The 25,955-nt window shown below is 74.1% G+C and carries 19 protein-coding genes; 8 read left to right on the top strand and 11 right to left on the bottom strand.

Translation table 11 applies throughout. The annotated features are described in order from the left end of the window. Positions 1-76: 76 nt before the first annotated feature. A complete protein-coding gene (locus tag ABWI04_RS01520) occupies positions 77-466 on the top strand; it encodes an STAS domain-containing protein (protein ID WP_353831100.1) in 390 nt (129 codons plus the stop codon). Here ABWI04_RS01520 and ABWI04_RS01515 read toward each other — a convergent pair. Continuing rightward, on the bottom strand, positions 426-1,460 hold the full coding sequence (locus ABWI04_RS01515) for an ArsR/SmtB family transcription factor (RefSeq protein ID WP_353831099.1): 1,035 nt from the start codon (positions 1,458-1,460) through the stop codon (positions 426-428). The two genes, ABWI04_RS01520 and ABWI04_RS01515, sit on opposite strands and share 41 nt — an antisense overlap. 59 nt (positions 1,461-1,519) lie before the next feature. On the opposite strand from ABWI04_RS01515, the gene ABWI04_RS01510 reads away from it, so the two are divergent. From ABWI04_RS01510 to ABWI04_RS01500, 3 genes are all read left to right on the top strand, one after another. Next, the gene (locus ABWI04_RS01510; RefSeq protein ID WP_353831098.1) at positions 1,520-2,749 is read left to right on the top strand and encodes an MFS transporter; all 1,230 of its coding nucleotides are present in this window, start codon (positions 1,520-1,522) and stop codon (positions 2,747-2,749) included. Next, entirely contained in the window at positions 2,740-4,152 is a 1,413-nt protein-coding gene (locus tag ABWI04_RS01505; protein WP_353831097.1) for a B12-binding domain-containing radical SAM protein, read from the top strand. Before ABWI04_RS01510 ends, ABWI04_RS01505 begins: the two co-directional genes overlap by 10 nt. A gap of 223 nt (positions 4,153-4,375) precedes the next feature. Next, the gene (locus ABWI04_RS01500) at positions 4,376-9,853 is read left to right on the top strand and encodes an ATP-binding protein (RefSeq protein WP_353831096.1); all 5,478 of its coding nucleotides are present in this window, start codon (positions 4,376-4,378) and stop codon (positions 9,851-9,853) included. Positions 9,854-9,909: 56 nt separating this feature from the next. Here ABWI04_RS01500 and ABWI04_RS01495 read toward each other — a convergent pair whose 3' ends face one another. Together ABWI04_RS01495 and ABWI04_RS01490 are read right to left on the bottom strand one after the other, a co-directional pair. Then, positions 9,910-10,251, bottom strand: coding sequence for a HEAT repeat domain-containing protein (locus ABWI04_RS01495; protein WP_345182926.1), 342 nt, complete (start codon positions 10,249-10,251; stop codon positions 9,910-9,912). 70 nt (positions 10,252-10,321) lie between these two features. Beyond that, on the bottom strand, positions 10,322-10,765 hold the full coding sequence (locus ABWI04_RS01490) for a MarR family winged helix-turn-helix transcriptional regulator (RefSeq protein ID WP_353831095.1): 444 nt from the start codon (positions 10,763-10,765) through the stop codon (positions 10,322-10,324). Positions 10,766-10,816: 51 nt separating this feature from the next. On the opposite strand from ABWI04_RS01490, the gene ABWI04_RS01485 reads away from it, so the two are divergent. The 4 genes from ABWI04_RS01485 (at position 10,817) to ABWI04_RS01470 (ending at position 15,961) form a co-directional block, all read left to right on the top strand. Continuing rightward, positions 10,817-11,962 (top strand): ABC transporter substrate-binding protein, encoded by a 1,146-nt coding sequence (locus ABWI04_RS01485; RefSeq protein WP_353831094.1) that lies wholly within the window; start codon positions 10,817-10,819, stop codon positions 11,960-11,962. A 91-nt stretch (positions 11,963-12,053) separates the two neighbouring features. Then, a complete protein-coding gene (locus ABWI04_RS01480; RefSeq protein WP_353831093.1) occupies positions 12,054-13,460 on the top strand; it encodes an APC family permease in 1,407 nt (468 codons plus the stop codon). After that, positions 13,457-14,467, top strand: a complete 1,011-nt coding sequence (locus tag ABWI04_RS01475) for an acetamidase/formamidase family protein (protein WP_345182922.1) — start codon at positions 13,457-13,459, stop codon at positions 14,465-14,467. The genes ABWI04_RS01480 and ABWI04_RS01475 overlap by 4 nt, the downstream gene beginning before the upstream one ends. Positions 14,468-14,608: 141 nt before the next feature. Beyond that, positions 14,609-15,961 (top strand): hypothetical protein, encoded by a 1,353-nt coding sequence (locus tag ABWI04_RS01470; RefSeq protein ID WP_345182920.1) that lies wholly within the window; start codon positions 14,609-14,611, stop codon positions 15,959-15,961. A gap of 66 nt (positions 15,962-16,027) precedes the next feature. On the opposite strand, the gene dacB is transcribed toward ABWI04_RS01470, so the two are convergent. Genes dacB through ABWI04_RS01430 form a run of 8 tightly spaced genes read right to left on the bottom strand, consistent with a single transcriptional unit; the run spans position 16,028 to position 25,951 of the window. Continuing rightward, positions 16,028-17,602 carry a D-alanyl-D-alanine carboxypeptidase/D-alanyl-D-alanine endopeptidase gene (dacB, locus tag ABWI04_RS01465; protein ID WP_353831092.1) on the bottom strand — a complete coding sequence of 525 codons (1,575 nt, stop codon included), beginning with the start codon at positions 17,600-17,602 and terminating at the stop codon, positions 16,028-16,030. Positions 17,603-17,658: 56 nt separating this feature from the next. Continuing rightward, positions 17,659-18,345: a spherulation-specific family 4 protein gene (locus tag ABWI04_RS01460; RefSeq protein WP_345182918.1), complete on the bottom strand. Its 687-nt coding sequence runs from the start codon at positions 18,343-18,345 to the stop codon at positions 17,659-17,661. Continuing rightward, positions 18,342-19,394 (bottom strand): NAD-dependent epimerase/dehydratase family protein, encoded by a 1,053-nt coding sequence (locus ABWI04_RS01455; RefSeq protein WP_353831091.1) that lies wholly within the window; start codon positions 19,392-19,394, stop codon positions 18,342-18,344. Before ABWI04_RS01455 ends, ABWI04_RS01460 begins: the two co-directional genes overlap by 4 nt. Beyond that, the gene (locus tag ABWI04_RS01450) at positions 19,391-20,125 is read right to left on the bottom strand and encodes a nucleotidyltransferase family protein (RefSeq protein WP_353831090.1); all 735 of its coding nucleotides are present in this window, start codon (positions 20,123-20,125) and stop codon (positions 19,391-19,393) included. The genes ABWI04_RS01455 and ABWI04_RS01450 overlap by 4 nt, the downstream gene beginning before the upstream one ends. Before the next feature lie 28 nt (positions 20,126-20,153). Next, positions 20,154-21,149, bottom strand: coding sequence for an SDR family NAD(P)-dependent oxidoreductase (locus ABWI04_RS01445; protein WP_353831089.1), 996 nt, complete (start codon positions 21,147-21,149; stop codon positions 20,154-20,156). Between the two features lie 13 nt (positions 21,150-21,162). Beyond that, the gene (locus tag ABWI04_RS01440; protein ID WP_353831088.1) at positions 21,163-22,503 is read right to left on the bottom strand and encodes a hypothetical protein; all 1,341 of its coding nucleotides are present in this window, start codon (positions 22,501-22,503) and stop codon (positions 21,163-21,165) included. After that, positions 22,500-23,933: a GT4 family glycosyltransferase PelF gene (gene pelF, locus ABWI04_RS01435; protein ID WP_353831087.1), complete on the bottom strand. Its 1,434-nt coding sequence runs from the start codon at positions 23,931-23,933 to the stop codon at positions 22,500-22,502. Before pelF ends, ABWI04_RS01440 begins: the two co-directional genes overlap by 4 nt. A 17-nt stretch (positions 23,934-23,950) precedes the next feature. Continuing rightward, complete coding sequence (locus tag ABWI04_RS01430; RefSeq protein ID WP_353831086.1) at positions 23,951-25,951, bottom strand: hypothetical protein; 2,001 nt, start codon at positions 25,949-25,951, stop codon at positions 23,951-23,953. Positions 25,952-25,955: the final 4 nt, after the last annotated feature.

Here is a 25,955-nt window from a genome sequence, read left to right as displayed (position 1 = left end):
TAGCTTTCCAACCCTGCTCCCTAGGAGTCCGTTTTCTCCCTGGCCCGAAGGCCGGGGCATCCACGGAGGAACCCTGATGACCGCCTTTGTTCCCGATACTCCGCTGCGCGTGGTCGCCACCCTTTCCGGGGCGCGCTCGCTGCGGATCGAGATTGAGGGTGATCTGGACTTTCACACCGCCGACAGGCTGGTGGCCACCGTCCGGACGCAGATGGAGGACAACCCGGACGTCCGCGAGCTGGAGCTCGCCTGCGGCGGGATGGGCATGTGCGACTCGGCCGGCCTGGCCGCACTGCTGATGGTGCACCGCCGGACGTCCGCGGCCGGCGTCCACCTCGCGCTGACCGGCCGGAGCGTGCGGCTCGACCGGCTCCTGGACATCACGGGGACGCTGTACCACCTCACCGGCGCTTCGGCCGAGACCGTCAAGAACGAGGACCAGGACCAGGAACTGCCCCAGCGGTGACCGCGGGGGCGTGCGGGGGCCGGACGCCGTCCACGAGTGCGTCGCCGGTGGCCGTCCGGTAGTAGAGGACGGAGCGGCCGGCGCGGCGGCGGTCGACCAGGCGGGCGTCGAAGAGGACCCGGAGGTGGCGGCCGACCGAGCCGAGCCCCTGGCCGGTCAGCGCCACGAGCTGCGTGGTGCTCAGCGGCGTGGCGAGAAGGACGAGGACGCGGGCGCGTCCCGGGCCGAGGAGGCGTTCGAGCGCTTCGGGGACGGCGGCCTCGCCCGCGCCGGCCAGCGGGGCCGAGCAGGGGTAGACGATCGCGTACCGGTCGGGGTCCGGCTCCTGCCAGGCCACCCATCCCGTCCGGGGCGTGACCGGGACGAAGAGCAGCCGGGCACCGGAGATGTCGCGCGGCGGGAAGTCGAGGACGTCGATCTGGAGGCGGCCGTCGCCGAGCCAGCGCATCCCGGGGCGCATGTCGTCCAGGGCCGCGGCCCATCCGCCCTGGCCCAGCTGCCCGGCGCGCGCGACGGCGTCGGCCTCGACGACGCGGCGGCGGCGCTCCCAGTCCGGCTCGACGGCGTGCGTCCACACCCACTCCAGCAGGCCGGCGATCCGCTGGGGCGCGTCGGGGCGGCGCAGCGCGGCGGGCAGCGGGCCGCCGGACGAGACCTCCAGGTCGGCGTAGGCCCGCTCGGGCGGAGTCCGGCGGACGGTGTCGAGCTCCTCCTCGAACGGCGGCGAGCCCACGCCCGGGTGCGGCGGCGTCAGGAAGTCGGCGCTCCACCTGGTCCTGGCGCCGAGGGCGGCGTCCAGCAGCGCGGCGGTGACCGGGTCGCGCCGCAGCATCCGGCGGTAGGCGGGCAGGTGGGCGTCGAGCCAGGATCGCTCCCCCGGATGCGCGGCGGCGCCCTTCTCCAGGAGCTTCACGCAGGCGGTGGTCTCCGCCAGGGCGGAGATGACGAAGCGGCCGCTCGCGAGGGTGTCCGCGTTGACCTGCCACAGGCTCACGTTTCGCCTCCTCGCGAAACTCTACCGGCCCTCCGGCGGCGGCCCCGAACCTGGCGGGCATGCGCACGTATCGGGATCTCTTCCGCGCCCCGGAGTACACGCCGCTCCTCACGTCGTTCACGGTCCAGGAGTCCGCGCAGACGGTCAGCGGCCTGGCGCTCGGCACGCTGGTGTACGAGTCGACCCGCTCGCCGCTGCTGTCGGCGCTGAGCATGTTCGGCGGCTCGTTCGCCCAGATGGCGGGCGCGCTGACGCTGCTGTCGGCCGCCGACCGCCTGCCGCCGAGGACCGCGCTCGCCTGCATGGCCCTGCTGTTCGGCGCGGGGACGGCCGTCCTGGCGGTGCCCGGCCTTCCGCCGGCGGCGCTCCTCGCCGTCGTGGCGGGGCTCGGGCTGGTCGCCTCGCTGCGGAGCGGCGTCTGCTACGGCCTCCTGAGCGAGATCCTGCCGGACGAGGGGTACCTCCTCGGGCGCTCCGTGCTGAACATGGCGGCGGGGACGACGCAGATCGGCGGCTTCGCGGTCGGCGGCGTCCTCGTGGTCGCGCTCTCGCCCCGGGGCGCCCTGCTCACCGGCGCCGCGCTCTACCTTCTCACCGCCGTGGTGGCGGTCACCGGCCTGGGCCGCCGGCCGCCCCGGGCCGCCGGGCATCCGAGCCTCGGCGAGACGTGGCGGACCACGGTGCGGCTGCTCTCCTCGGGTCCGCGCCGGTACGCCTACCTCGCGATGTGGGTGCCGAACGGCCTGATCGTCGGTTGCGAGGCCCTCTTCGTCCCCTACTCGCCGCGGCACGCGGGACTGCTGCTCGCCGCGGCGGCCGTCGGCATGCTGGTCGGCGACACCGCCGCGGGCCGGTTCGTCCCCCGCCGCCTGCGCGAGCGGCTGAGCCCGCCCCTGCTGCTCCTGCTGGCGGGCCCCTACCTGCTGTTCGCCGTCGACCCGCCGCTCCCGGTCGGCGCGGCCGCCGTCCTGCTGGCCTCCGTCGGGTACGGGTCGACGCTGCTGCTGCAGGAGCGCCTCATGGCGCTGACCCCGGTCCGCATGCACGGGCACGCCCTGGGGCTGCACTCGTCCGGGATGCTCACCATGCAGGGCGCCGGGGCGGCGCTGGCGGGCGGCGCCGCCCAGGCGACCTCGCCCGCCGCCGCCATGGCGATCATGGCCGCCGCGTCGGTGGCCGTCACCCTCGCCCTGGCCCCGGGGCTCCGCCCACACGGGATCTCCACACGATCCGCACATGGCGGACGCCACCGCGGCGGCGGGGAGGCGTCCAATGAGACATGCGCGTGAAGATGATCCTCCCGGCCCTGACCGAGGCGACCTCGCCCTTCTTCCGTCCGATCAAGTACTCGCTGTTCCCGCCGCTCGGGCTGGCCACGCTCGCCGGGTACCTCGACCCGGACGACGAGGTGACGGTGACCGACGAGCACGTGCAGAAGGTCGACACCTCCGACGAGCCCGACCTCGTGGTGATCCAGGTCTACATCACCTCCGCGCGGCGGGCCTACGAGCTCGCCGACCTCTACCGCGCCCGGGGCGTCCACGTGTGCCTGGGCGGGCTGCACGTCACCTCGCTCCCGGACGAGGCCGCCCGGCACGCCGACACGATCTTCTGCGGGCCCGGCGAGGACACCTGGCCCCGCTTCCTCGCCGACCTGCGCGCCGGCCGCCCGGCGGCACGCTACGACTCCTCCGAGCGGACGCTCGCGGCGCTGCCGCCCATCCGCCGCGACCTCATCGCCCGCGAGCGCTACCTCGTCCCGAACTCGATCGTGGTGTCGCGCGGCTGCCCGCACGTGTGCGACTTCTGCTACAAGGAGGCGTTCTTCGAGGGCGGCAAGTCGTTCTACACCCAGACGGTCGACGCGGCGCTCGCCGAGATCGACCGGCTGCCGGGGCGGCATCTGTACTTCCTGGACGACCACCTGTTCGGCAATGCCCGGTTCGCGTCCGCGCTGTTCGACGGGATGCGCGGCATGGGACGGCTCTGGCAGGCGGCCGGGACGGTGAAGGCGGTGCTCAACCCCGGGCTCCTGGAGAAGGCCGTCGAGTCGGGGCTGCGGAGCCTGTTCGTCGGCTTCGAGACCGTCAACGCCGGGAACCTCACCGAGCAGCGCAAGTGGCAGAACATCGACCGCGACTACGGCGCGGTGGTCCGCCGGCTGCGCGACAACGGCGTGATGGTCAACGGCAGTTTCGTGTTCGGGATGGACGAGGACGACCCGTCGGTGTTCGACCGCACCGTCGAGTGGGCGATCGGCCAGGGGATCGAGACGGCCACCTTCCACATCCTGACCCCCTATCCGGGGACCCGCCTCTACGACCGGATGGCCAAGGCCGACCGCCTCCTGCACTCCGACTGGGACCGGTACGACACCCGCACGGTCGTCTTCAAGCCCGCCAGGATGACCGCGCAGCAGCTTGAGGACGGCTACTGGCGCGCCTACCGCGACTTCTACCGCTGGGGTTCGATCCTGCGCGGCGCCTCCACCAAGCCGACGCTGCGCGGCAGGACCCGGCACGTCGCCTACGCCGGAGGTTGGAAGAAGTTCGAGCCCGCGTGGGACCTGGTCATCCGCGCGAAGAGGGCGGGCCGCGCGCTCCCGCTGCTGGAGGCGATCCTGTCGGGCTTCGGCAGCCGGCCGGCCCGCTCCGGGCCTCGCCGGGAACCGGAGCCGGTTTCCGTATCCTGATCCTTTCGCGCGTGCGGCGGGGGCGACCGGTTTTGCAGGTTTCCTACAACTACAGCGGCGCAGCGTGCGTTGTCGGCGGCATGGCGCCTTCGCCCTCCGGGCGGAAAGGTGAGTGTGTCCGGGTGCGCCGCGTCCCGGCGCCGCACGTCGTCCAACAACGCGCATCGCCAGACAGCGCGCACCGCCAGGAAGCGCGCACCGTCTAACAGGAGGGCTCGGTCGGGTGTTCAGTCGTGTCGCCATCGTGAACCGGGGTGAGGCCGCCATGCGGCTCATCCACGCCGTACGGGACATCGCCGCGGAGAGCGGGACGCGGATCGAGACCGTCGCCCTGTACACCGATGTCGACCGGACGGCCACCTTCGTCCGCGAGGCCGACCTGGCCTACGACCTCGGCCCCGCGTCCGCCCGGCCGTACCTGGACCTGGAGGTCCTGGAGCGCGCGCTGGTGGAGACCGGCGCCGACGCCGCGTGGGTCGGCTGGGGCTTCGTCGCGGAGGACCCGGCGTTCGCGGAGCTGTGCGACCGGATCGGGGTGGCGTTCGTCGGACCGAGCGCGGAGGCCATGCGCCGGCTCGGCGACAAGATCGGCGCGAAGCTGATCGCCGAGGAGGTCGGCGTGCCGGTCGCGCCGTGGAGCCGCGGCGCGGTCGAGACCCTGGACGAGGCGATCGCGGCGGCGGAGCGCATCGGCTACCCGCTGATGCTGAAGGCGACCGCGGGCGGCGGCGGCCGCGGCATCCGAGTGATCACCAGCGCGGCCGAGCTGGCGGACGCCTACGAGCGCACCAGCCAGGAGGCGGCGCGGGCCTTCGGCAGCGGCGTCGTGTTCCTGGAGCGCCTCGTCACCGGCGCCCGGCACGTCGAGGTCCAGGTGATCGCCGACGGCGAGAGCGCGTGGGCGCTCGGCGTGCGCGACTGCTCGGTGCAGCGCCGCAACCAGAAGATCATCGAGGAGTCGGCGTCGCCGGTGCTCGGCGCCGAGCAGACCGCCGAGCTGAAGGCGTCGGCCGAGCGGCTCGCCGTCGCGGTCGGGTACCGCGGCGCGGCGACCGTCGAGTTCCTGTACCACCCCGGCGACCGGATGTTCGCGTTCCTGGAGGTCAACACCCGCCTCCAGGTCGAGCACCCGATCACCGAGTCCACCACCGGGTTCGACCTGGTCAAGGCGCAGCTGCACGTGGCCTCCGGCGGACGGCTCGACGGCGCTCCGCCGGTGGAGCGCGGGCACGCGGTCGAGGCGCGGCTGAACGCCGAGGACCCCGACCGCGACTTCGCCCCCTCGCCGGGCCGCATCGTCCGGCTGGACCTGCCCGCCGGGCCGGGCATCCGGGTGGACACCGGCGTCAGCGAGGGCGACACGATCCCCGCCGACTTCGACTCGATGATCGCCAAGATCATCGCCTACGGCCGCGACCGCGACGAGGCGCTCGGCCGGCTGCGCCGCGCGATGACCCAGACCACGGTGATCATCGAGGGCGGCGCGACGAACAAGAGCTTCGTGCTCGACCTGCTCGACCGGCCCGAAGTGATCGACGCGAGCGCCGACACCGGCTGGATCGACCGCGTCCGCGCCGAGGGCGGCCTCGTCACCCACCGGCACTCCGCCGTCGCGCTCGCCGCCGCCGCCATCGAGGCCTACGAGGAGGCGGAGGGCGCCGAGCGGCGGCGGCTGCTGTCGACGGCGTCCGGCGGGCGCCCGCAGGCGCGGCACGAGAGCGGCCGGCCGCTGGACCTCAAGCTGCGCGGCACCGGCTACCGGGTGCGGGTGGCCCGGGTCGGCGCGGACCGGTTCCGCGTCGCCGTCGAGGCGGGCGGCGAGGTCCGCACCGCCGACGTCGAGCTCGAACGCTTCGACCGGCACCTCGGCCAGATCACCGTCAACGGCTCCCGGTACCGCCTGCTCACCGGCACCCACGGCCCGGTCCACTTCGTCGAGGTGGACGGGGTGGCGCACCGGGTCAGCCGCGACGAGGGCGGCGTCGTCCGCTCGCCCGCGCCGGCGCTGGTCGTCGCCACGCCCCTGGAGGTCGGCGCCGAGGTCGAGGCGGGCGCGCCGGTGCTGGTCCTGGAGAGCATGAAGATGGAGACGGTGCTGCGGGCGCCGTTCAAGGCGCGGCTGAAGGAGTGCGTCGTCTCCGTCGGCAGCCAGGTGGAGACGGGGGCGCCGCTGCTGCGGCTGGAGCCGCTCGCCGACGAGGCCGAGGCCGCGGACGTCGCGGCGACCGGCGCCGTCGAGCTCGATCTGCCCGCCGCGCCGGGCGCCGTCCCGGCGCGCGAGCGCGCGGCCCGCGGCCAGGAGGACCTGCGCAGCCTGCTGCTCGGCTTCGACGTCGACCCGCACGACGAGCGCCGGGCCCTGGACGGCTACCTCGCCGCGCGCCGCGCCGCCGCCGCCGACGGGCACCGGCCGGTGGCCGAGGAGCTCGGGCTCATCGACGTGTTCGCCGACCTCGCCGAGCTGAGCCGCAACCGCCCGGCGGGCGGCGACGGCACCGACGGCGGCCACGTGCACAGCGCCCGCGAGTACTTCCACACCTACCTGCAGAGCCTGGACGTCGAGCGGGCCGGGCTGCCCCAGGCGTTCCAGGCCAAGCTCGCCAAGGCGCTCGGCCACTACGGCGTCACCGACCTGGAGCGCACCCCCGAGCTCGAGGCGGCGGTGTTCCGGATCTTCCTGGCGCAGCAGCGGGCGGCCGCCGACGCCTCGGTCGTCGCGACGCTGCTGCGCGAGTGGCTCGGCGAGCCCCCGCCGGACGAGGCGCTGCGCGAGGCCGCCGGCCTGGCGCTGGAGCGGCTGGTGGCCGCGACGCAGGTCCGGTTCCCCGTGGTGTACGACCTCGCGTGCGGCGTGGTGTTCGCCTGGTTCGCCCAGCCGCTGCTGCGCCGCAACCGCGCCGCCGTCTACGCCCGCGTCCGCCGCAACCTGCGGCACCTGGACGCGCACCCGGACGCGCCGGAGCGCGAGGAGCTGATCGCCGAGATGGTGCGCAGCACCGAGCCGCTGGTGCGGCTGCTCGGCCAGCGGCTCGTGCGCGGCAACGGCGACAACGCGGTGATGCTGGAAGTGCTCACCCGGCGGTACTACGGGAACAAGGGCCTCACGGGCCTGCACACCCGGGAGGCGGGCGGCTGCTCGTTCGTGGTCGCCGAGCACGCGGGCTCGCGCCTGGTCTCCTCGGCGGTGCGCTTCGACGCGCTCGGCGCCGCGCTGCGCGGGCTCGCGGAGCTGGCGGACGGCGGCGAGGACGTCGACGCCGACATCTACCTGTCCTGGGAGCGGCAGCCCGAGGACTTCGACGCGATGGCCGCCGCGCTGCAGGAGGTCGTCAACGCGCACCCGCTGCCGCCGCGGATCCGCAGGATCACCGCGACGGTCGCGGGCAGCAGCGGCGCGGTGATGCACCACCACTTCACGTTCCGCCCGGCGGAGGAGGGCCGTCCCCCCGCAGGGGGCATGGCCGAGGAGCGGCTGATCCGCGGCCTGCACCCGTTCATCGCGCAGCGGATGCAGATGGAGCGGCTGCACAAGTTCGACCTGACCCGGCTGCCGTCCTCGGACGAGGAGGTCTACCTCTTCCAGTGCGTGGCGCGCGACAACCCGTCCGACGACCGGCTCGTCGCGTTCGCGCAGGTGCGCGACCTGACCGCGCTGCGCGACGGCGACGGGAAGCTGCGCTCCCTGCCGACGGCCGAGTACACCCTCGCCACCTGCCTGGACTCGATCCGCAGGGCGCAGGCGCGGCGGCCGTCCAAGAAGCGGTTCCCCACCAACCGCATCGTGATCTACGTCTGGCCGACGAGCGACCTCACCCGCGCCGAGCTGCAGCGGCTGGCGGGCCGCATGCTGCCGGCGGCGGCGGGGGCCGGGCTGGAGGAGGTCCTGCTCATCGCGCGGCAGCGCGACCCGCGGACGGGCGAGCCGGTCAAGATCGCCGTCCGGGTCGCCTTCGACGCCACGGGCGGCACCCGGCTGACCGTCGGCGCGCCGTCGGACGCGCCGGTCGAGCCGCTCGACGGCTACCGGCAGAAGGTGCTGCGGGCGAGCAGCCGCAACACCGTGTACCCGTACGAGCTGACCGGCCTGCTCGGCGACTTCGTCGAGCACGACCTCGACGACGCGAACGTCCTGGTCCCGGTGGACCGGCCGAAGGGGCGCAACACCGCGGCGATCGTCACGGGCGTCGTCTCGAAGCGGACCCGGCGGCACCCGCAGGGCGTCACCCGGGTCGTGCTGCTCGGCGACCCGACCAAGTCGCTCGGGGCGCTGTCGGAGGCCGAGTGCCGCCGCGTGATCGCCGCGCTGGACCTGGCCGAGCGGATGCGGGTGCCGCTGGAGTGGTACGCGCTGTCCTCGGGCGCCCGGATCTCCATGGAGTCGGGCACGGAGAACATGGACTGGGTGGCCGCGGCGCTCAAGCGGATCGTCGAGTTCACCCAGGACGGCGGCGAGATCAACGTCGTCGTCGCGGGCATCAACGTCGGCGCCCAGCCGTACTGGAACGCCGAGGCGACGATGCTCATGCACACCAAGGGCGTGCTGATCATGACGCCGGACTCGGCGATGGTGCTCACCGGCAAGCAGGCGCTCGACTTCTCCGGCGGCGTCTCGGCCGAGGACAACTTCGGCATCGGCGGCTACGACCGGGTGATGGGCCCGAACGGGCAGGCGCAGTACTGGGCGCCGAACCTCGTCGCCGCGCGGGACATCCTGATGTCGCACTACGACCACACCTACGTCGCGCCCGGTGAGCCGGGGCCGCGCAATGCCGGCACGACCGACCCCGTCGACCGGGACGTCTCCGCCTTCCCGCACGTCCTGGAGGGCAGCGAGTTCACCACGGTCGGCGAGATCTTCTCCGCCGAGGCGAACCCGGACCGCAAGAAGCCGTTCGACATCCGGACCGTGATGCGGGCGCTGTCCGACCAGGACCACCCGGTGCTGGAGCGCTGGGCGGGCATGGCCGACGCCGAGACCGCGGTGGTGCAGGACGTGCACCTCGGCGGCATGCCGGTGTGCCTGCTCGGCATCGAGTCGCAGTCGGTGCCGCGGCGCGGCTTCCCGCCCACCGACGGCCCGGACGCCTACACCGCCGGCACGCTGTTCCCGAAGTCGTCCAAGAAGGCCGCGCGGGCGATCAACGCGGCCAGCGGCAACCGGCCGCTGGTGGTGCTGGCGAACCTGTCGGGCTTCGACGGCTCGCCGGAGTCGATGCGGCAGCTCCAGCTGGAGTACGGGGCCGAGATCGGCCGGGCGATCGTCAACTTCCGCGGCCCGATCGTGTTCTGCGTGATCTCCCGGTACCACGGCGGCGCGTTCGTGGTGTTCTCCAAGGCGCTGAACCCGAACATGACCGTGCTCGCGCTGGAGGGCTCGTTCGCGTCGGTGCTCGGCGGCGCCCCGGCCGCCGCGGTGGTGTTCGCCGCCGACGTCAACGCCCGGACGGCCGCCGACCCGCGGGTGCGGGACCTGGAGGGCCGCGTCGCGGCGTCCTCGGGGCCGGGCCGCGCCGCGCTGACGGCGGAGCTGGACGAGCTGCGCGCGACGGTCCGCACCGAGAAGCTCGGCGAGGTGGCCGCCGAGTTCGACCGCGTGCACGACATCCGGCGCGCGGTGGAGGTCGGCTCGGTCGACGCCGTCATCCGCGCCGCCGAGATGCGCCCGCGGATCATCGAGGCGATCGAGGCCCGTCTGAAGTGACCCTCGGGGGCGCGGGGGCCGTGCCCCCCCGCCCCGGCGGCGTGCCCGGCGCCGGGCTAGAAGAGCCAGCCGCCGGCGTGCGCCTCGTCGAGGATCTCGTCGGCCTCACGGGTGTCGAGCATCTCCAGCCCGCGGACCGCCCAGAACCGCAGCGACTCGTCGGGGCTCTCCAGCTGGGCGCGGAACACCTCCAGGGCCTCCGGCGCGCGGGCCTCGGCGATCAGTTCGAGCAGCCAGCACCGCAGGCCGGGGTCGTCGCGCTCCGCCGCGAACTCCGCGATCAGCTCGCCGACGTAGGCGTCGGCGTGCTCGCGCAGGAAGTCGAACGCGTCCTCCCGGACCCGCGGCTCCCTCGTCCGCATCTGCTGCATGGCCTGATCGAAACGCCGCCGCGACATGCGCCGACCCTACGGCCGCTCCCCGACAAAACGAACACCGGCGCCCCCGCGGTGCATAGGGGGCGCCGGGTCAGCGGAGGCCCTTCCAGAGGTCGGACAGGAGGCCGGACAGGTTCTGGATCGTGTCGCCGTGGCGCTCGGCGAGGGCCTGCTCGTGCGCGCGTGCCAGCGCCTCCAGCCGCTCCAGCTTGGCGCGGCCCAGGTCGGAGACGTGCACCGACACACGGCGGCGGTCCCGGGTGGAGTGGGACCGGTACAGGTAGGCCGAGTCGACCAGGGCGTCCACGAGCCGCGTCAGGGTGGGGTGCGGGATCTCGACGATGAGCGCCAGCTCGCCCATCGAGACGTCGTCGGACGCGGCGAGGGCGCGCAGCACCCGCCACTGCTCGACCGTCGCGCCCTCCTCGTCCAGGCGGGCGCCGAGGCCGCGGGCCAGGGCCCGCTGCGTGCGGGTGAGCAGGTCGACGAGTTCGGTCTCCGCCGTGCGCGCCGCCGCGCCGTGCCGCTCGACCACCCGGTGCCTCCCTCGCCAGCCGCCCGTGGGAAGAGCATACTTGGCCTGGTCATGAGGGGTTCGGCGATCATGCGCGCGGTGGTGCGGGACGGCACGGGGTTGCTGGTCACCGGGCCGGATCCCGCCGTGCTGCGGCTCGGGCTGCTGCTGCCGCTGTCGGGGCCCCTCGGCCTGACCGGGCCGTCCGGGCTGAGCGCCGCGTGCCTGGCCGCGACCGAGGTCAACGCCTCCGGCGGGGCGGCCGGACGGCCCGTCGAGCTGGTGCCGGTGGACGCCGGGCGGGCTCCGGGCGCGGTGGCGGGCGAGGCCCGTTTCCTCGCCGACGCCGGGCTCGTCCAGGCGTTCGTGGGGTTCCACACGAGCGACGTGCACCGCGGCCTGGAGGCGGCGCTCGCCGGGCGGGCGCCGTACGTGTTCACGCCGCCGCACGAGGGCGGGCCGCGGCGGCAGGGCGTGGTCCTGCTCGGCGACTCGCCGGACCGGCAGCTCGGCTCCGCGCTGCGCTGGCTGAGCGCGCGGCTTCGGCTGCGGCGCTGGGCGCTGCTGGGCAGCGACTACATCTGGCCGCGGGCGGTCCACCGGGCGGCGGCGCGGCGGGTCCGGGCGGCGGGCGGCGAGGTGGTGCTGGACCGGCTCGTGCCCTTCCCGTGGGCGGAGGGCGACGACCCGGAGGCGCGCTTCGAGGAGGTCGTGCACGCGCTGGCGCGGACGGGCACGGAGGCGGTCCTGCTCAGCCTGGTCGGCCGCGACCTGGCCGTGTTCAACCGGGTGTTCACCGCCTCGCGGCTGTCCGCCGGGGTGGTCCGGCTGTCGGGGGCGCTGGAGGAGAACGTCCTGCTCGCCACCGGCGGCGACGACACCGGGGAGCTGTACTCGGCGATGCGGTCGTTCGCCGGGCAGGGGGACGAGCGGCAGCTCGCGCTCGCCGAGCGGTACCGGACGGTGTTCGGCGAGGCGGCCCCCGTCCTGGACGCCTACGCGGAGGGCTGCTACGACGGCGTCCACCTGCTGGCGGCGCTGGCCGCCGCGGGCATGCTGACCGCGCGGCAGGGGCGGTCGGCGTCGGCGCGGCTGCTGGCGGGCGCCGACCCCGTCGCGCGGCGCGCCTGGTCGGCGGCGCCGCTCGGCCCGCCGCGCCCGGAGGGCTACCTGGCCAGGGCGGACGGGCTGGACCTCACCGTCGTCACCCGCCTCTAAGATCTTTGCGGATCAAATCTTTTCATTTGAAAAGATTGCCTCTAGGGTTCGCTGAGCGGGAACGACCCGCGTCCTCGCCCGAGGAGGGACCATGGCCGTCGACCCCACGCCGCCGGAGGGCATCGAGCGCTACGGGTACACCCAGGAGCTGCGGCGCTCCCTCACGTTCCGGGACCTCGTGGTCTACGGGCTGATCTTCATGGTGCCGATCGCGCCGTTCGGCATCTTCGGCAGCGTCTTCGAGGGCTCGGGCGGCATGGTCGCGCTCGCCTACGCCATCGGGATGCTGGCCATGCTGTTCACCGCCGGCTCGTACGCGCAGATGTCGCGGGCGTTCCCGATGGCCGGGTCCGTCTACACCTACGCCGGGCGGGGCATCGCGGCGCCGGTCGGGTTCCTGTCCGGCTGGATGATCCTGCTCGACTACGTGCTGGTGCCGGCCCTGCTGTACCTGATCGCCAGCGTGGCGATGAACTCGCTGGTGCCCGGCGTCCCGGTGTGGCTGTGGCTCATCGCGTTCGTCGTGCTCAACACGGCCGTCAACTTCTTCGGCATCGAGATGACCGCGCGCATCAACCGGATCATGCTGGTCGCCGAGCTGGTCATCCTGGCGGTCTTCCTGGTGGTGGGCCTGGTGGCGCTCGCCCAGGGCAAGGGCCACGGCGGCGGAAGCCTCAGCCCGATCTACAACGGCTCGACGTTCTCGTGGGGGCTGGTGTTCGGCGCCGTGTCGATCGCGGTCCTGAGCTTCCTCGGCTTCGACGGCATCTCCACGCTGGCCGAGGAGAACCGCGAGTCGGCCCGCGCCATCGGACGGTCCATGGTGGCCGCGCTGCTGCTGGTCGGCGTGCTGTTCATCGTCCAGACGTGGGTGGCCTCGCTGCTGGTCACCGACCCGGGCAAGCTCGTCAACGAGGGCGACCCGGACGGCACCGCGTTCTACGACGCCGCACGGGTCGCGGGCGGCGCGTGGCTGGCCAAGCTGACCGCGCTGGCCACCGCGATCGCGTGGGGCTTCGCCAACTCGCTGGTCGCGCAGGCCGCGACGTCCCGGCTGCTGTACGCCATGGCGCGGGACCGGCAGCTGCCGAGGTTCCTCGCCAGGGTCCATCCCCGGCGGCAGGTCCCGGTCAACGCGACCCTGCTGGTCGCGGCCGTCTCGCTGGGCCTCGGCCTCTACATGGAGCAGCGCGAGGACGGCATCACCCTGCTCAGCTCGCTCGTCAACTTCGGCGCCATGACGGCCTTCCTGGTGCTGCACGTCTCGGTCGTCGTCCACTACGTCGTCCGGTCGGGCAGCCGGGACTGGTGGCGCCACCTGATCGCGCCGGCGATCGGCTTCGGCATCCTCGCCTACGTGGTGGTCAACGCGAAGGTCGCCGCGCAGGAGCTGGGCTTCCTGTGGCTCGGCGTCGGGCTGGTGCTGCTGGTCGGGCTGCTGGTCACCCACCGCCATCCGGCCCTGGCCGGCATCGCAGAGGAGGAGAACGAGAAGTGACGTTCGACGTGGTCTCCATGACGGGAACCGAGCCCGGCTTCGCGTTCGGCGGACGGGAGGCGGCGCTCACGGTCGCGCCCGGCACCGTCGTGGAGCTGACGACCGAGGACTGCTTCGGCGGCGCCGTCCGGGGAGTGGACGACCTGCCCAGCCGGGTGTGCTCCTTCCCCTACCTCAACCCCGTCACCGGCCCCATCGCCGTCGCGGGCGCCGAGCCCGGCGACGCGGTCGCGGTGCACTTCGCGGACATCCGCCCCGCGCGCGACTGGGCGGTCTCGTCCACGTTCCCGCACTTCGGGGCGCTGACCGCGACGCACACGACGGCGATGCTGCACCAGGCCCTGCCGGAACGGGTGTGGATCTACGATGTGGACGCCGCCCGGGGGATCTGCCGCTTCCGCGCCCGCGAGAGCGACCTGGAGATCGAGCTGCCGCTCGACCCCATGCACGGCACCGTGGGCGTGGCCCCGGCCGCCGGCGAGGTGATCATGAGCATCACCCCGGGCGCGCACGGCGGCAACATGGACACCCCGGAGATGCGCGCGGGCACCACCGCGTACTTCCCGGTCAACGTGCCGGGCGGCCTGATCTCCATCGGCGACGGCCACTGCCGCCAGGGCGAGGGCGAGGTCTGCGGCACCGCTGTGGAGGCGGCGATGGACACCGTCGTGGTCGTGGATCTGATCAAGGGCGCCGCACCGGCCTGGCCGCGCCTGGAGGACGACCTCCACCTGATGTCGACCGGGTCGGCCCGCCCTCTGGAGGACGCGTTCCGGATCAGCCAGCACGACCTGGTCACCTGGACGTCGTCGCTGCTCGGCCTGGACGAGCTGGACGCCTACCAGCTGGTCAGCCAGGCGGCGCTCGCCCCGGCGGGCAACGTCGTCGACACCAACTACACGATGCTCGCGAAGATGCCCAAGACCGCGCTGCCGGGCGTCTCCGCCTACGACGGCGTCCACGCGCGCCTGCGCGACACCGCCGAAAGCTACCTCTCCCAGCGCTGACGACGCCGGGCTCCGCCTCCCACTTCATCACTCTCCGCGTTCATATAATTCCGATGCGTTGCGACGTTCGGGGGCGGAGCGCGGCCGCGCGCTCCGCGGGGAGGGGTGTGCGTCTTGAGGACGAGCTGGAAAGTGGCGGGCGTGGCCGTCGGGACGGCCGCCGCGGCGGTCGTGTCCGCGGGATGGTCCGTGGGGACGGCGGCAGGCGGCGGCCGGTGGAAGCTGGTCGCGCAGGAGCGGTTCGACCGGCCGCTGCGCGTCGACGGGGCGCCGTGGCGGCTCGACCCGCAGGGGCCGCGCAGCCCGTGGGCGGTCGACGCGTTCGACGACGACGGGGCGGCCTGGAAGAAGATCAGCGGGCCGCTGTTCGAGCGGCAGATGAAGACCCTCAACGTGTTCCGCAAGCGCGTCGCCTTCGGGCAGCGGGGGTGGCTGACCGCGGAGGTCGCCGCGGTCGACAAGGACCGCGACGGGCGTCCCGACTCCCGTCCGGGGCTGTCAGCCGTGACGCTGCCGGGCGGGCACCGCGTCGCGCGGATCTCCGAGCCGAGCTGGGACGCGGGCGTCCTGATCCGGCCGACCCGCCCGCTGCCCCGGTACTACCGGGTGGAGATGACGTTGCGGGGCATCCGGTTCGGCGGCAAGCGGGGCGGCACGTTCGACTACGACGGCAGGCACAACGGGTACACCAGGGAGCCGTGCAAGACCCGGTACCCGTGGACGTTCCAGGGCGCGCTGCCGGGGAAGTCCCGGTGCCAGTACCCCGACGTGACGCGGGAGAACGGGTTCTACTACCTGACGATCCTCGACCACGCGAACCCGGCGCCGCACGGCAACCCCGGGATCCACTTCCGGCGCAAGGCCATCATGGACGGCTACTACAGCGACGACGCCCGCTGGAAGAACGCCGCGACCTGCGACCCGAAGACCCGCACGATGTACCGGACGTTCGACGGCACCTTCAACGGCGTCAACGCGCTGTTCCCGCGCGGCGACCTGTTCCGCGAGACCGCCAACAACAACATCAGCAACGAGTACTACGCCAAGACCGCGTGCGGGGAGGCGTCCATGGACCGGCGGTACGGGCCGGGCGGCCGGTTCGAGGGGCACCTCACCAGCGCCGAGCTGCGGCCGGAGCTGATGCCGAAGGCCGCCTACCGGTTCGCGATCGAGCGCGACCGCACCGGGTACACGCTGGAGATGAGCGGCCCGTTCCTGCACACCGGGCAGACCACGCTGCGCGTCCACCACGACTTCGTGGAGAACGGGCGCCCGATCTGGCACTACAACCAGACGCCGGACGAGTACGACGGCCGGTTCGACCGCAGGCTCGTCCACAGGGGCCCGGCCGGGACGTACACGACCGAGCACAGCTGGCCCAAGGGCTCGGCCTACCCCGACTCCTTCATCATCGGCGACCCGCACCTCAACTACTACGAGGGCGAGGCGTACGTCGACGACGTCCGCCTCTACGTCCCCGAGCACCAGGGGTGAACGCCGGCGGGGCGCGTTCCGCCGGCGGCGGGACGCGCCCCACCCCTGGTCAGAGGCGGTCGCCGGTCAGCAGCGGCCGATCCAGGAGCACTCCAGCTGCGGGGCGTTCCCGGAGGTGCGGAACGTCCGGACGGCGGCGGGGTCTCCCCCGGCCAGCCGGATCGCGACCTTGTCCTCGATGTCCTTGGGCGCCGCGCCCTGGTAGCCGTTCAGCACGACCGAGAAGACGAGCCGCCGCCCGGACGGGTCGGTGACGTAGCCCGAGAGCGCGGAGACGCCGGTCAGCGTCCCCGTCTTGGCGTGCACGTTGCCCGCGGCCGGGGTGTTCCGCATCCGCGACCGCAGGGTGCCGCCGTCGAGCCGGTCCGGGTCGCCGGCGACCGGCAGCGCCCGGTACCAGGTGCTGAACCAGGGCGCGCTCTGCGCCTTCTTCAGGATGGTGCTGACGTCCTGCGCGGTCGTGCGGTTCTCGCGCGACAGCCCCGATCCGTCGGCCATGTCCAGCCGTGCGGTGGGGACGCCCTGGCCGCGGGCGTACCTCTCGACCACGGGCAGGCCCGCCGTCCAGCTCCCCTCGCCCGCCTTCTCCCGGCCGATCGCCTTGACCAGGGTCTCGGCGACCATGTTGTTGCTGAGCTTGAGGAACGGCACCATCAGCCGCGACAGCGGCATCGAGGAGCGGGCGGCGAGCGCGGCGGCGCCCTTCGGGGTCCGGCCGCGCTCGGTGGCGCCCTCGACCTCGACGCCGTGCGCCCGCAGCGCGCTCCGGAAGACGTCCGCCGCGTACAGACTGGGGTTCTCGACCGTGCGCAGGGTGGTGTAGGCCGCGCCGCCCGCGGGGTGGGAGCCGCTCACCACGATGGTGTCGCTGCCGTTGGCCCGGTTCACCGCCAGCGTGGACGGCGACCCGGGAGTGCCCGTGACCGCCCTGTTGTCGATCTTGACGGTACGGGTCGCCGGGGCCAGCCCGACCTCGACCGGCGCGCCCTCGGCGGCGCCCGGCCGCACCGACACCTCGACCGATCCGGCGTCGAAGTCGTCGTCCGGCGCGACGGTCAGTGCGGACGTCTGCGCGGCGTAGTAGTACTGCAGGTCGGTGGGGTCCCAGTGGGAGGGCGTGCGGACGGCGTCGAACCAGGAGTCGTCCGCGACGAGGCCTCCCTCGACGCGCCGGACGCCCCGCGCCGCCACCTGGGCGGCGAGCCGGTCGTAGTCGGCGGCCCGCGTCGTCGGGTCGCCGGTGCCCTTGAGGTAGAGGTCGCCCTTGACGGACGACCCGGACACCGCCCGCGCGTACACGCCGGTGCGGAACCGGTACCCGGGCCCCAGCAGCGACAGCGCCGCTCCCGACGTGTAGAGCTTCATGTTCGAGGCGGGCATCACCTGTGCCGTCGCGCCCCGCGAGTAGCGGACGGCGCCCGTGCGGGCGTCGCGCACCACGGCGCCGACGGTGGCGCCCTCCAGGCGGCTGTCGGCGAGGATGGCGTCGAGGTCCTTGCCCAGATCTCCCTTGGCGGCGGTGCTTGCCTTGGCGGTGCCTGCCTCGGCGGTGGCGAGCGCCGCGGGGTGCATGGCGGGAGCGGCGAGCAGGGACGTCCCGGCGACCAGGACGGACGTGATTCGCACCAGTGGTCCACGCATGGGGTGTGAGCGTAAAGCACCGGCCGGACCATCGCAGCGGAACGACACGACCCCGCTCAGTCCGCCGCGTAGACGAGGGAAAGCTCCCTGGAGAAGTACTCGGGCAGGCCGTTCCACGGGTTCGCTCCCGTCCGGTCGGTGATGTACACGACGCCTGCGTTGCAGCGTCCGGCCCGCGCGAGCGCGCGTGGGAGAACCGGGCGCGGCGCCGCGTAGACCAGATGGCAGAACCGCTCGGCGGGCATCCGCGTCGCCCACTCGGGTGCACGGACGTGCCGGTACGTCGACCACGGCCCCTCGAAGGTGACGAGCAGGTCGGCGAGCCGCGCGTACGCCTCGTCGGGGTACGCGCCGTGGTTGAGGACGACGTGCTCCGCGCCCCGCGCCCGGACGCCCGCCACGATGCGCCGGTACCGCAGCACGTGCTCGGGCCCGGCCGGCACCTGGTCGAGGAACACCGCCCGGACGCCGTACCACCGGCGGTACCGCCGCACCTCCTCCTCGATCTCGGCGGGCGGGCGGCGCCCGTACGCGGTGTCCACGTACCCGGCGAGCCGCACCCCGGCGGCGGACGTGCGGTGCGCGACGTCCGCGAACCCGCCGTCCCGTGCCGTGCCCGCGCCGCTGTCGACGTTGAGCACGACGGCGCCGAGGCGAGGGTCGGCGAGGTCGGTCCAGTCGACGGCGCCGGGAGGGAAGTACGCCGGCACGGCCACCGACGAAGCAAGCCCCACTCCGCTCATGCTGTGCTCCCTGTGGGGGGACGACCCCCCACACCCCCCGCATCGCTGCGCTCATCCGTGCTCCCCGTGGGAGGACGACCCCCCGCACCCCCCGGATCGCTCCGCTCATCCGTGCTCCCTGTGGGGGGACGACCCCCCACACCCCCCGCATCGCTCCGCTCCTTTAGGAGGTGGTCCGTCCAGAGGTCGCGCAGTGACGTCGTCAGGTCGGTGGCCGGGGTCCAGCCGAGCGCCCGCCCGGCGGCGCCGATGTCGGCGCGCTGCCAGGCCACGCCCGCCGACCGGTCCGAGCCCGCGGCGGACTCCAGCACCCGGCTCCGCGCGCCGGTGACGCGCAGCAGCAGCGCCGCCATGTCCCGCAGCGGCGTGGCCCGCCCGCTGCCGACGTTCAGCACGGCGGGCAGCGCGCCGGGGGCGCGGACGGCGGCGACCACCGCGTCGGCGACGTCGCGCACGTCCACGAGGTCGCGGCTCGCGTCGAGCGGCCCCACCCGCACGTCCTCGCCGGCGCCCGCCGCGCGGCGCAGCTCGGCGGCGAGCCGCCCGGCCAGCGTGGTGCCGGGGGCGCCGGGCCCGACCGGGTTGAACACCCGCAGGACGACCGCGTCGAGCCCGGCGGCGCGGACGAGCTCCGTCCCGGCCAGCTTCGTGACCCCGTACGGGCCGAGCGGGCGCGGCGGCGCGAGCTCCGAGACGGGCGTGCCCTGCTCGACGTGCCCGTACTCGGCGGCCGAGCCGAGGTGCACGAGCCGGACGGGCCCCGGCGCCGCCGCCACCCCCGCGAGGAGGTTCGCGACGGCGACGACGTTGCCCCGGACGAGTTCCGCGGGGGACCCGTGCGTGACCCCGGCGCAGTTGACGACCACGTCCGGCGCGACGCGCCGGACGGCCGCCGCCACGTCGCCGGGGCCGGCGGTCAGGTCCAGCGGCAGGCCGCCGAGCCCCGGTGACCGTCCGGCCGCGACGACGTCGAATCCGGCGGCGGCCGCCCGCGCCCGGACGTGCCGGCCGACGAACCCCGTCGCGCCGACCAGCAGGATCCGGCTCATGACCGCCGGGAGGCCGGGACGCGGCCCTCCAGCAGTTGCGGGCGCAGCGCGGGGAACTCGGCGTTGGCCCGGTCGTAGTCGGCGGGCCGGCCGATGTCGAGCCAGTACCCGTCGAACCGGTACGCGCGCGGATGGCGCCCGGCCGCCAGCAGGTCGAGGACGAGCTCGTCGAAGCCGAGCGGGAACCCCGGCTCGTACGCGGCGAGCGCGGCGGCGGACACCCCGTACACGCCCATGCTGACCTGGTAGTCGAGCGTGGGCTTCTCGGCGAACTCGACGACCCGCCCGTCGACGGCGGTGAGGACGCCGAAGTCGATGTCGACCTTCCGCGCGTACGTGGCGACGGTCAGCGGGGGCCGGGCCGCCCGGTGCTCGTCCAGCAGCCCGGCGAAGTCGAGGTCGGTGAGGACGTCGCCGTTGGTCACCAGGAACTCGGCGGGGAGCCGGTCCCGCATGGCCAGCAGCGGGCCGATGGTGCCGAGCGGCGCCTCCTCGGAGGCGTAGTCGACGCGCAGCCCCCACCGGCTCCCGTCACCGACGTAGGACCGGATGAGGTGCCCGAGGTGCCCGATGGCCAGCGTCACGGTGGCGAACCCCTGCCGGGACAGCTGGTGCAGCAGGATCTCCAGGATGGAGTACTCGTCGCCGATGGGGACGAGCGGCTTCGGAAGGGTCGTCGTGTACGGGCGCAGCCGCACTCCCTTGCCGCCCGCGAGGATGACGGCGTGCATGATGGTGCCTCACTAGAGGGTGTAGGTACTAGATGGTGTAGGTGGACGTCCGGTAGCGCGCCAGGTTGGCGGGGTCGAGGAACCACTCGACGGTCTGCTTGAGGCCCTCTTCGAGGGTGTGCCGGTGCCGCCAGCCGGTGACGCGGCGCAGCCGGCCGCTGTCGCAGACGAGCCGCATGACCTCCGACGCCGCGGGGCGCTCGCGGTCGGCGGCGCACCGGAACTCGGGATCGGCGCCCATCAGGCCGGCGATGGTCCGGGCGAGCCGCCCCATCGAGATCTCCACGCCGGTGCCGGAGTTGAACGTGCCGCCGACGACGTCCCCGGCGGGCGCCGTGCCGAGCGCGACGAACGCCTCGGCGGTGTCGCGGACGAACGTGAAGTCGCGGGTGGGTTCGAGCGCCCCGACCTCGACCGCGCCGGTCCCGGCGGCGATCTGGCCGACGACGGTGGGGATGAACGCGCGCGCCGACTGGCGGGGCCCGAAGGTGTTGAACGGGCGCAGCGTCACCGCGGGCAGGCCGAACGAGGCGTGGTAGCTCTCCACCAGCTTGTCCGCCGCGATCTTCGTGGCCGCGTACGGGGACTGCGCCTGGAGGGGGTGCGACTCGTCGATGGGGACGCGCCGCGCCGTCCCGTACGTCTCGCTGGTGGAGGTGTGGACGAGCCGCGGCGTCTCCTCGTCCCGCACGGCCTCCAGGACGTTCAGGGTCCCGGTGACGTTGGCGTCGACGTACGAGCGGGGCGCCCGGTAGGAGTACGGGATCGCGATCAGCGCGGCCAGGTGGTAGACGGCCTCCGCGTCCCGGACCAGGCCGCGCACCGACGCCGGGTCCCGGACGTCGCCCGGCACAACGTCCACCTGCTCCATCACGTCGGGCGCGACGTCGTCGAGCCATCCCCAGGACGCGAACGAGTTGTACTGCACCATGGCCCGGACGCGATGCCCGCGTTCCACGAGCGCTTCGACCAGGTGGGAGCCGATGAACCCGTCGGCTCCCGTCACGGCGACCGTGTTCTGCATCGTTGTCTGCCCTTCATCGATGGGAGGTCGCGCGGGCCAGGACGCGGCCCGCGTGGATCGTGAGGAGGACGAGCAGCCCGCACGCGGCGGCGAGCTGGACCGTGGCGGGGGCGGCGTTCGGCAGGGCCGGGACCGCCGCGGCCTCGGCGGCCAGGGCGCAGGCGTATCCGGCGAGGGCGGCGCCGATGCGGCCGCAGGCCTGCAGGACGAGGGCCGTGAAGAACGCGCAGCCGAGCGCGGCGAACCCGCCGAGCGTCCGCGCCGTGACGGCCGTGGCGGGCAGGCGGGCGATGACCGCGGCGGCGGCGGTGATCGCCAGCAGCGCCGCCAGGTACTGGACGAGCGCCCGGGCCAGGACGGTGCGGGCGGCGCGTGTGAACCCGGCCATGCCGGTGTGCGACCGCAGGAGGTCGTGGACGCGCCGGCGGTAGGCGTACAGGACCCATTCGGCGCAGCCCATCGACAGCGAGAGCGACAGCACCGCCACCGTCGTGGTCCCCGACGGGACGGGACGGCCCGCCAGAGCGCACAGCAGCGTGTACGTCAGCAGCCCGCCGGTCAGCACGCCGAAGAGGGCGAACGGCAGCGCCGCCCTGAGGTCCGCGCGCGTCACCTTTGCACGTCCGGCGCCGCGCGTGCAGAGGAGCGCGAGCACCGCCGTGGCCGCGAGCGACACCGCCCACGCGCCCCAGACCGCGGGGGGCGGCCCGTGCCCGGCGAGGTGGAGCGCCGCCGCGGCGACGCCGGGGAGCAGCGCCAAGAGGAGCCACACCTCGGCGCCGCTGACCTGCACGGCCGTGGCGGACAGCAGGTAGGCCGACAGCCCGGCGGACAGCGCCGTGGCCATCGTGCCCGCTCCCGTCAGCACGCCCGCGCCCACCGTTGCCGGGACGACGACCAGCGTCCCGCCGGCAAGCCCGTAGCGCAGGACGCCGGACGCCGCCGCCCGGCCCGCGAGCCCCAGCCGGACGTACCCGAGGTAGGCCGTCCCCTGGCTGAACGCCCAGGACAGCAGCAGCGAGAACACCAGGAGGACGCCCGCGCCCGTCCCGTCCAGCACCTGGGAAGCGGAGACGTAGCAGAGCCCGGGGAGGCCGAACAGCACGCCGCGCAGCAGGTGGCGCAGCGGCTCGGGCCTCCACGGCGCCTCGGCGTTCTCGGGCGGCGGCGGGCGGCGCGGCGTCCGGGCGTACAGATCCTCGGCGAGCGCGAACACGTCCGGATGGCCGTAGGCCTTGGCCGCCTCGTCGTTGACGCCCTCCGCCTCCAGCCCGGCCGTGACCTCCAGCGCGTCGACGGCGCCCGCGCAGAGGTCGGCCATGCGCTCGCGCAGGCCCTCCACCGAGGCGCTCACGCGAGCCTCGCCTCGGCCGCCGGGCGGTTCGCACCGCCGGGAGCGCGGAGCCCCGTGTAGATGTCCCGGAACGCGTCGATCGCGCGGTCCACGGTGAACAGCTCCAGCGCCCGCTCCCGCGCGGCGCGGCCGAGTCGCCGCCGCGCCATCTCGTCCCCGAGCAGCCGCAGGCACGCGTCCGCCATCTGGCGCGGCGCGCGCGGCGGGACGACCAGCCCGGTGTCGGCGACCGCCTCCCGCACCCCGCCGACGTCGGTCGCCACGGTCGCGCGGCCGCAGGTCATCGCCTCGATCAGCGTGTAGGGGAAGCCCTCGGAGATGCTCGACAGGACGACCACCGTGCCCGCCGCGTAGGCGTCGCGGATGTCGTCGACCCGCCCCTCGAACGTGGCCCGCCCGGCGATGCCGAGGTCGGCGACGAGCTCCTCGCAGCGGGCCCGGTACCGCTCCCCGCCGGACGGGGTGCCGCCGAACATCCGCAGCCGCGCCTCCGGCAGCTCCTCCCGCACCAGCGCGAACGCCCGGATCAGCGTCTCCAGGTCCTTGATCGGGTCGACGCGCCCCGCCCAGCTGAGGACGGGGCCGGCGGGTTCGGCGCCGGCGGCCGGGAAGCTCGCCGGGTCCACGCCGTTGTAGACCGTCTCCATGTTCCCGGGGTCGGCACCGCATCTCACCTCCCACCGCTGGTTGTAGAGGTTGGCGGGGGTGAGCAGGTCGGCCGAGCGGTAGCCCGCGGCGCACAGCAGGCGCATGAAGCCGAGCACCACCGCCTTGACCGGCCACGCGAACGGCGACCGCCGCATCCCGATATAGCGTTCCCGCAGGTAGATGCCGTGTTCGGTGAGGCACAGCGGGGTTCCGTGGGTCCATTTGGCGGCGAGGGCGGGCAGTACGGGGACGCCGTTGGACACCGCGTGCGTGACGTCGGCGCGCGGCGGCGGGACGGTCAGCGGGCGCAGCAGGTGCTCCAGCAGGTCGATCGCCGTGAGCGCGTCGTGGACGGTGGGCCGGACGCCGATCCGGTCGAACTCGTCGGCGCGGGCCGTCCAGGCGTCCATGAGCCAGCGGACGGGCCCCTCGGTGCGCATCGCCGCACCGAGGTCGCTCGTCCGCCCGAACTCGAACAGCCCGCGCAGGAGGTGGGGGAAGACCTCCGCGTCCCGGGAGGGCGCGAGGACCGCGTCCAGGAAGGGGCGCAGGAGCCGCTCGAACCGGCGGGCCTCGCCGCGGGACGGGGGCCGCCCTCCGGACGGCCCCCACATCGGGACGGACTCGGCGGTCACATGGCGGGGAAGGTCCCAGACCACCGGCTCCGACCCGGTGGTCGTGAGCGCCCGGACATGGAAGGAGTGCTCCGGCATGCCCCGGACGAGCTGGTCACACCAGACGCTCACGCCACCGTAGTTGTGCGGATACGTTCCCTCCGTCACCAGGGTGATCTCCAACGTCAGGCTCCGGGCGGGGTGAGGGTGACGTCCCCGGCCCGGTGGTCCGAGCGCTCGCCCGCGTAGGCCCGGCCGAACGGCTCGCCGCCCTCCCGGGTGCCCTCCGGCATGGTGACCGGCACGTCGAGGCCGCCCGGCGCCTTGATCGTGACCTTGCCGTCCTGGAGGTAGGCGGTGACGCCGCCGCCCCTGAGCGCGGCGCGCCACGCGTCCTGCCGGCGCAGTTCCGCGCCCGCCGCCGCCATCGGGACGTTCGTCACCGGGGTGTCGTCGGCGAACACCGCGCGGTAGTCGGCGAGGACCCGGTCGAGCAGCGTGTACAGGATGCGGCCCTCGGTGAGGTTCGACTGGTGCGCGTAGTGCGGGCGCGGGTCGTTGCCGAGGACGTGCGACAGCGTGATCCGCGCGTCGGTCGGGACGATGTGGGACGTGAACCCGGTGGCGGGGTCGAGCGGTGCGATGCACGTCGCCGTGTCGGGGTGGTCCTCGCACAGGCCGCTGCCGCCGTCGGCCCGGCGCGTGTAGAGGTAGTTGTACTCGTCGACCTCCTCGGCCTCCGTCGCGACGTTGAAGAAGACGCTGAGCGGATGGCGCGGGACGGTCCGCACGCCCCCGAGCTCCCGCTGCCCGCTCTCGCGGGAGGCGTCGCCCGCCGTCCACTCGACGCCGGCCGCGGCCAGCGCGGGCCCGAGGTTCGGGTTGTCGTCGGGCTGCTGCGGCAGGATGCGCAGGCCCGAGTGCTCGCCGGTGACCAGTTCGCGGGTGTCGAGGGCGATGCCGCGGGCGGTCGCCCAGTCGATGTTCCTGGTGACCTCCTGCTCGATGTCGTCGGCGCCGACGTAGAGGGTCTCGCCGGTCTCCGGGTCCTTCAGGCACGTCCACGGCCGGAACCGCAGGTCCTGCCGGCAGCCGAGGTAGGTGTGGCCGAAGGTGTGGTTCAGCCAGCGGAACCTGCCGCGGGCGGCGACGAAGGCGTCGGCGAGCGGGTCGCCTCCCTTCTCGCGTATCTCGTCGTCGCTGCCGTCGCCGTTGAACGCCAGGTCGAGCGCGAACCCGCGCCGCGTCTGCCACTGGTCGGCGAACGCGACGTCCTCGGGCTTCATGCGGATCTCTTCGGTGAACGTCGGGCCCTCGCAGTCCTCGTGCGGAGTGCAGTCGTCCTCGGTGCTCCACCGCGCGTCGGGCAGGAACACGTCGTCGACGTGGACGCCGAAGTAGTTGCGGCTGTAGCCGAGATGGACGCCCTTGGTCAGCCAGGTGACGATGCCGTGGCCGATCGTCCGGAACTGCCACTGGTCGCTGTTGGCGCTGAAGGTCAGCACCAGCTCGCTGCGCCCGTCGTGGGTGTAGACGCCGCCGAGCGCGCCCGTCCTGCCCTGGACGGTTCCGGTGAGGAACGTCTGGAAGGACGCCCCGGTCGCGGGATCGTCCGGCAGGGGCGTCGCCAGGAAGCCGTAGCTCTCGCCGACGTCGGCGGCGTTGTCGTCGAACCGGACGGGCCCGCGCAGGTACCGGAACGCGTCGCCGCGCCCGGCGCCGGTGACCTCGGCCGTGGTCCCGTCCAAGGTGCCGGCGTAGCCGGGGGCGTTCATCCCGACCGTGGCGGACGGGTAGACGTAGGAGTCGAGCTGGCGGATCCCGAACCGCTTCTCGTAGTCGGCGAGCACCGTCATCTCGGCGGCGTTGGAGAACGGCGCCGCGTTGGGCAGCACGACGGCCTGGTACTTGGCGCGCGGCGCCCCGTCGACGGTGTCGGACAGGAACGCCTCGTCGATCACCGGCCGGCCGGAGTCGCGCAGGTCGACGGTCATGTGGGGGACGCCCTCGGTCGTCAACCGGTCCGCGACGGCCGACACCGAGCCGCTTCCGTCGGTGACGACGAGCACCCGCAGGTCGACGCGGGGCCCGGCGGCGGAGGCCGCGGGCTGCGGGCAGAGGGTCAGGGCGGCCGCTGCCAGCGCCCCGGCGAGGACGCTGAGAGCGGGGCGGCGCGGGAGGCTCACCGGG

Origin of the sequence: Actinomadura sp. NPDC000929, from assembly GCF_040492065.1 — a bacterium.
GTDB classification, from domain to species: Bacteria; Actinomycetota; Actinomycetes; order Streptosporangiales; family Streptosporangiaceae; genus Spirillospora; species Spirillospora verrucosospora.
This window is presented reverse-complemented; position numbering and strand designations above follow the sequence as displayed.

Bases quoted from the DNA above. Each gene is read 5' to 3' on its own strand.
- ABWI04_RS01460 (WP_345182918.1), bottom strand. From the start codon at position 18,345: ATGAGCGGAGTGGGGCTTGCTTCGTCGGTGGCCGTGCCGGCGTACTTC.
- ABWI04_RS01445 (WP_353831089.1), bottom strand. From the start codon at position 21,149: ATGCAGAACACGGTCGCCGTGACGGGAGCCGACGGGTTCATCGGCTCC.
- dacB (WP_353831092.1), bottom strand. From the start codon at position 17,602: ATGCGTGGACCACTGGTGCGAATCACGTCCGTCCTGGTCGCCGGGACG.
- ABWI04_RS01480 (WP_353831093.1), top strand. From the start codon at position 12,054: ATGGCCGTCGACCCCACGCCGCCGGAGGGCATCGAGCGCTACGGGTAC.
- ABWI04_RS01455 (WP_353831091.1), bottom strand. From the start codon at position 19,394: ATGAGCCGGATCCTGCTGGTCGGCGCGACGGGGTTCGTCGGCCGGCAC.
- ABWI04_RS01450 (WP_353831090.1), bottom strand. From the start codon at position 20,125: ATGCACGCCGTCATCCTCGCGGGCGGCAAGGGAGTGCGGCTGCGCCCG.
- ABWI04_RS01520 (WP_353831100.1), top strand. From the start codon at position 77: ATGACCGCCTTTGTTCCCGATACTCCGCTGCGCGTGGTCGCCACCCTT.
- ABWI04_RS01510 (WP_353831098.1), top strand. From the start codon at position 1,520: ATGCGCACGTATCGGGATCTCTTCCGCGCCCCGGAGTACACGCCGCTC.
- ABWI04_RS01495 (WP_345182926.1), bottom strand. From the start codon at position 10,251: ATGTCGCGGCGGCGTTTCGATCAGGCCATGCAGCAGATGCGGACGAGG.
- ABWI04_RS01505 (WP_353831097.1), top strand. From the start codon at position 2,740: ATGCGCGTGAAGATGATCCTCCCGGCCCTGACCGAGGCGACCTCGCCC.
- ABWI04_RS01485 (WP_353831094.1), top strand. From the start codon at position 10,817: ATGAGGGGTTCGGCGATCATGCGCGCGGTGGTGCGGGACGGCACGGGG.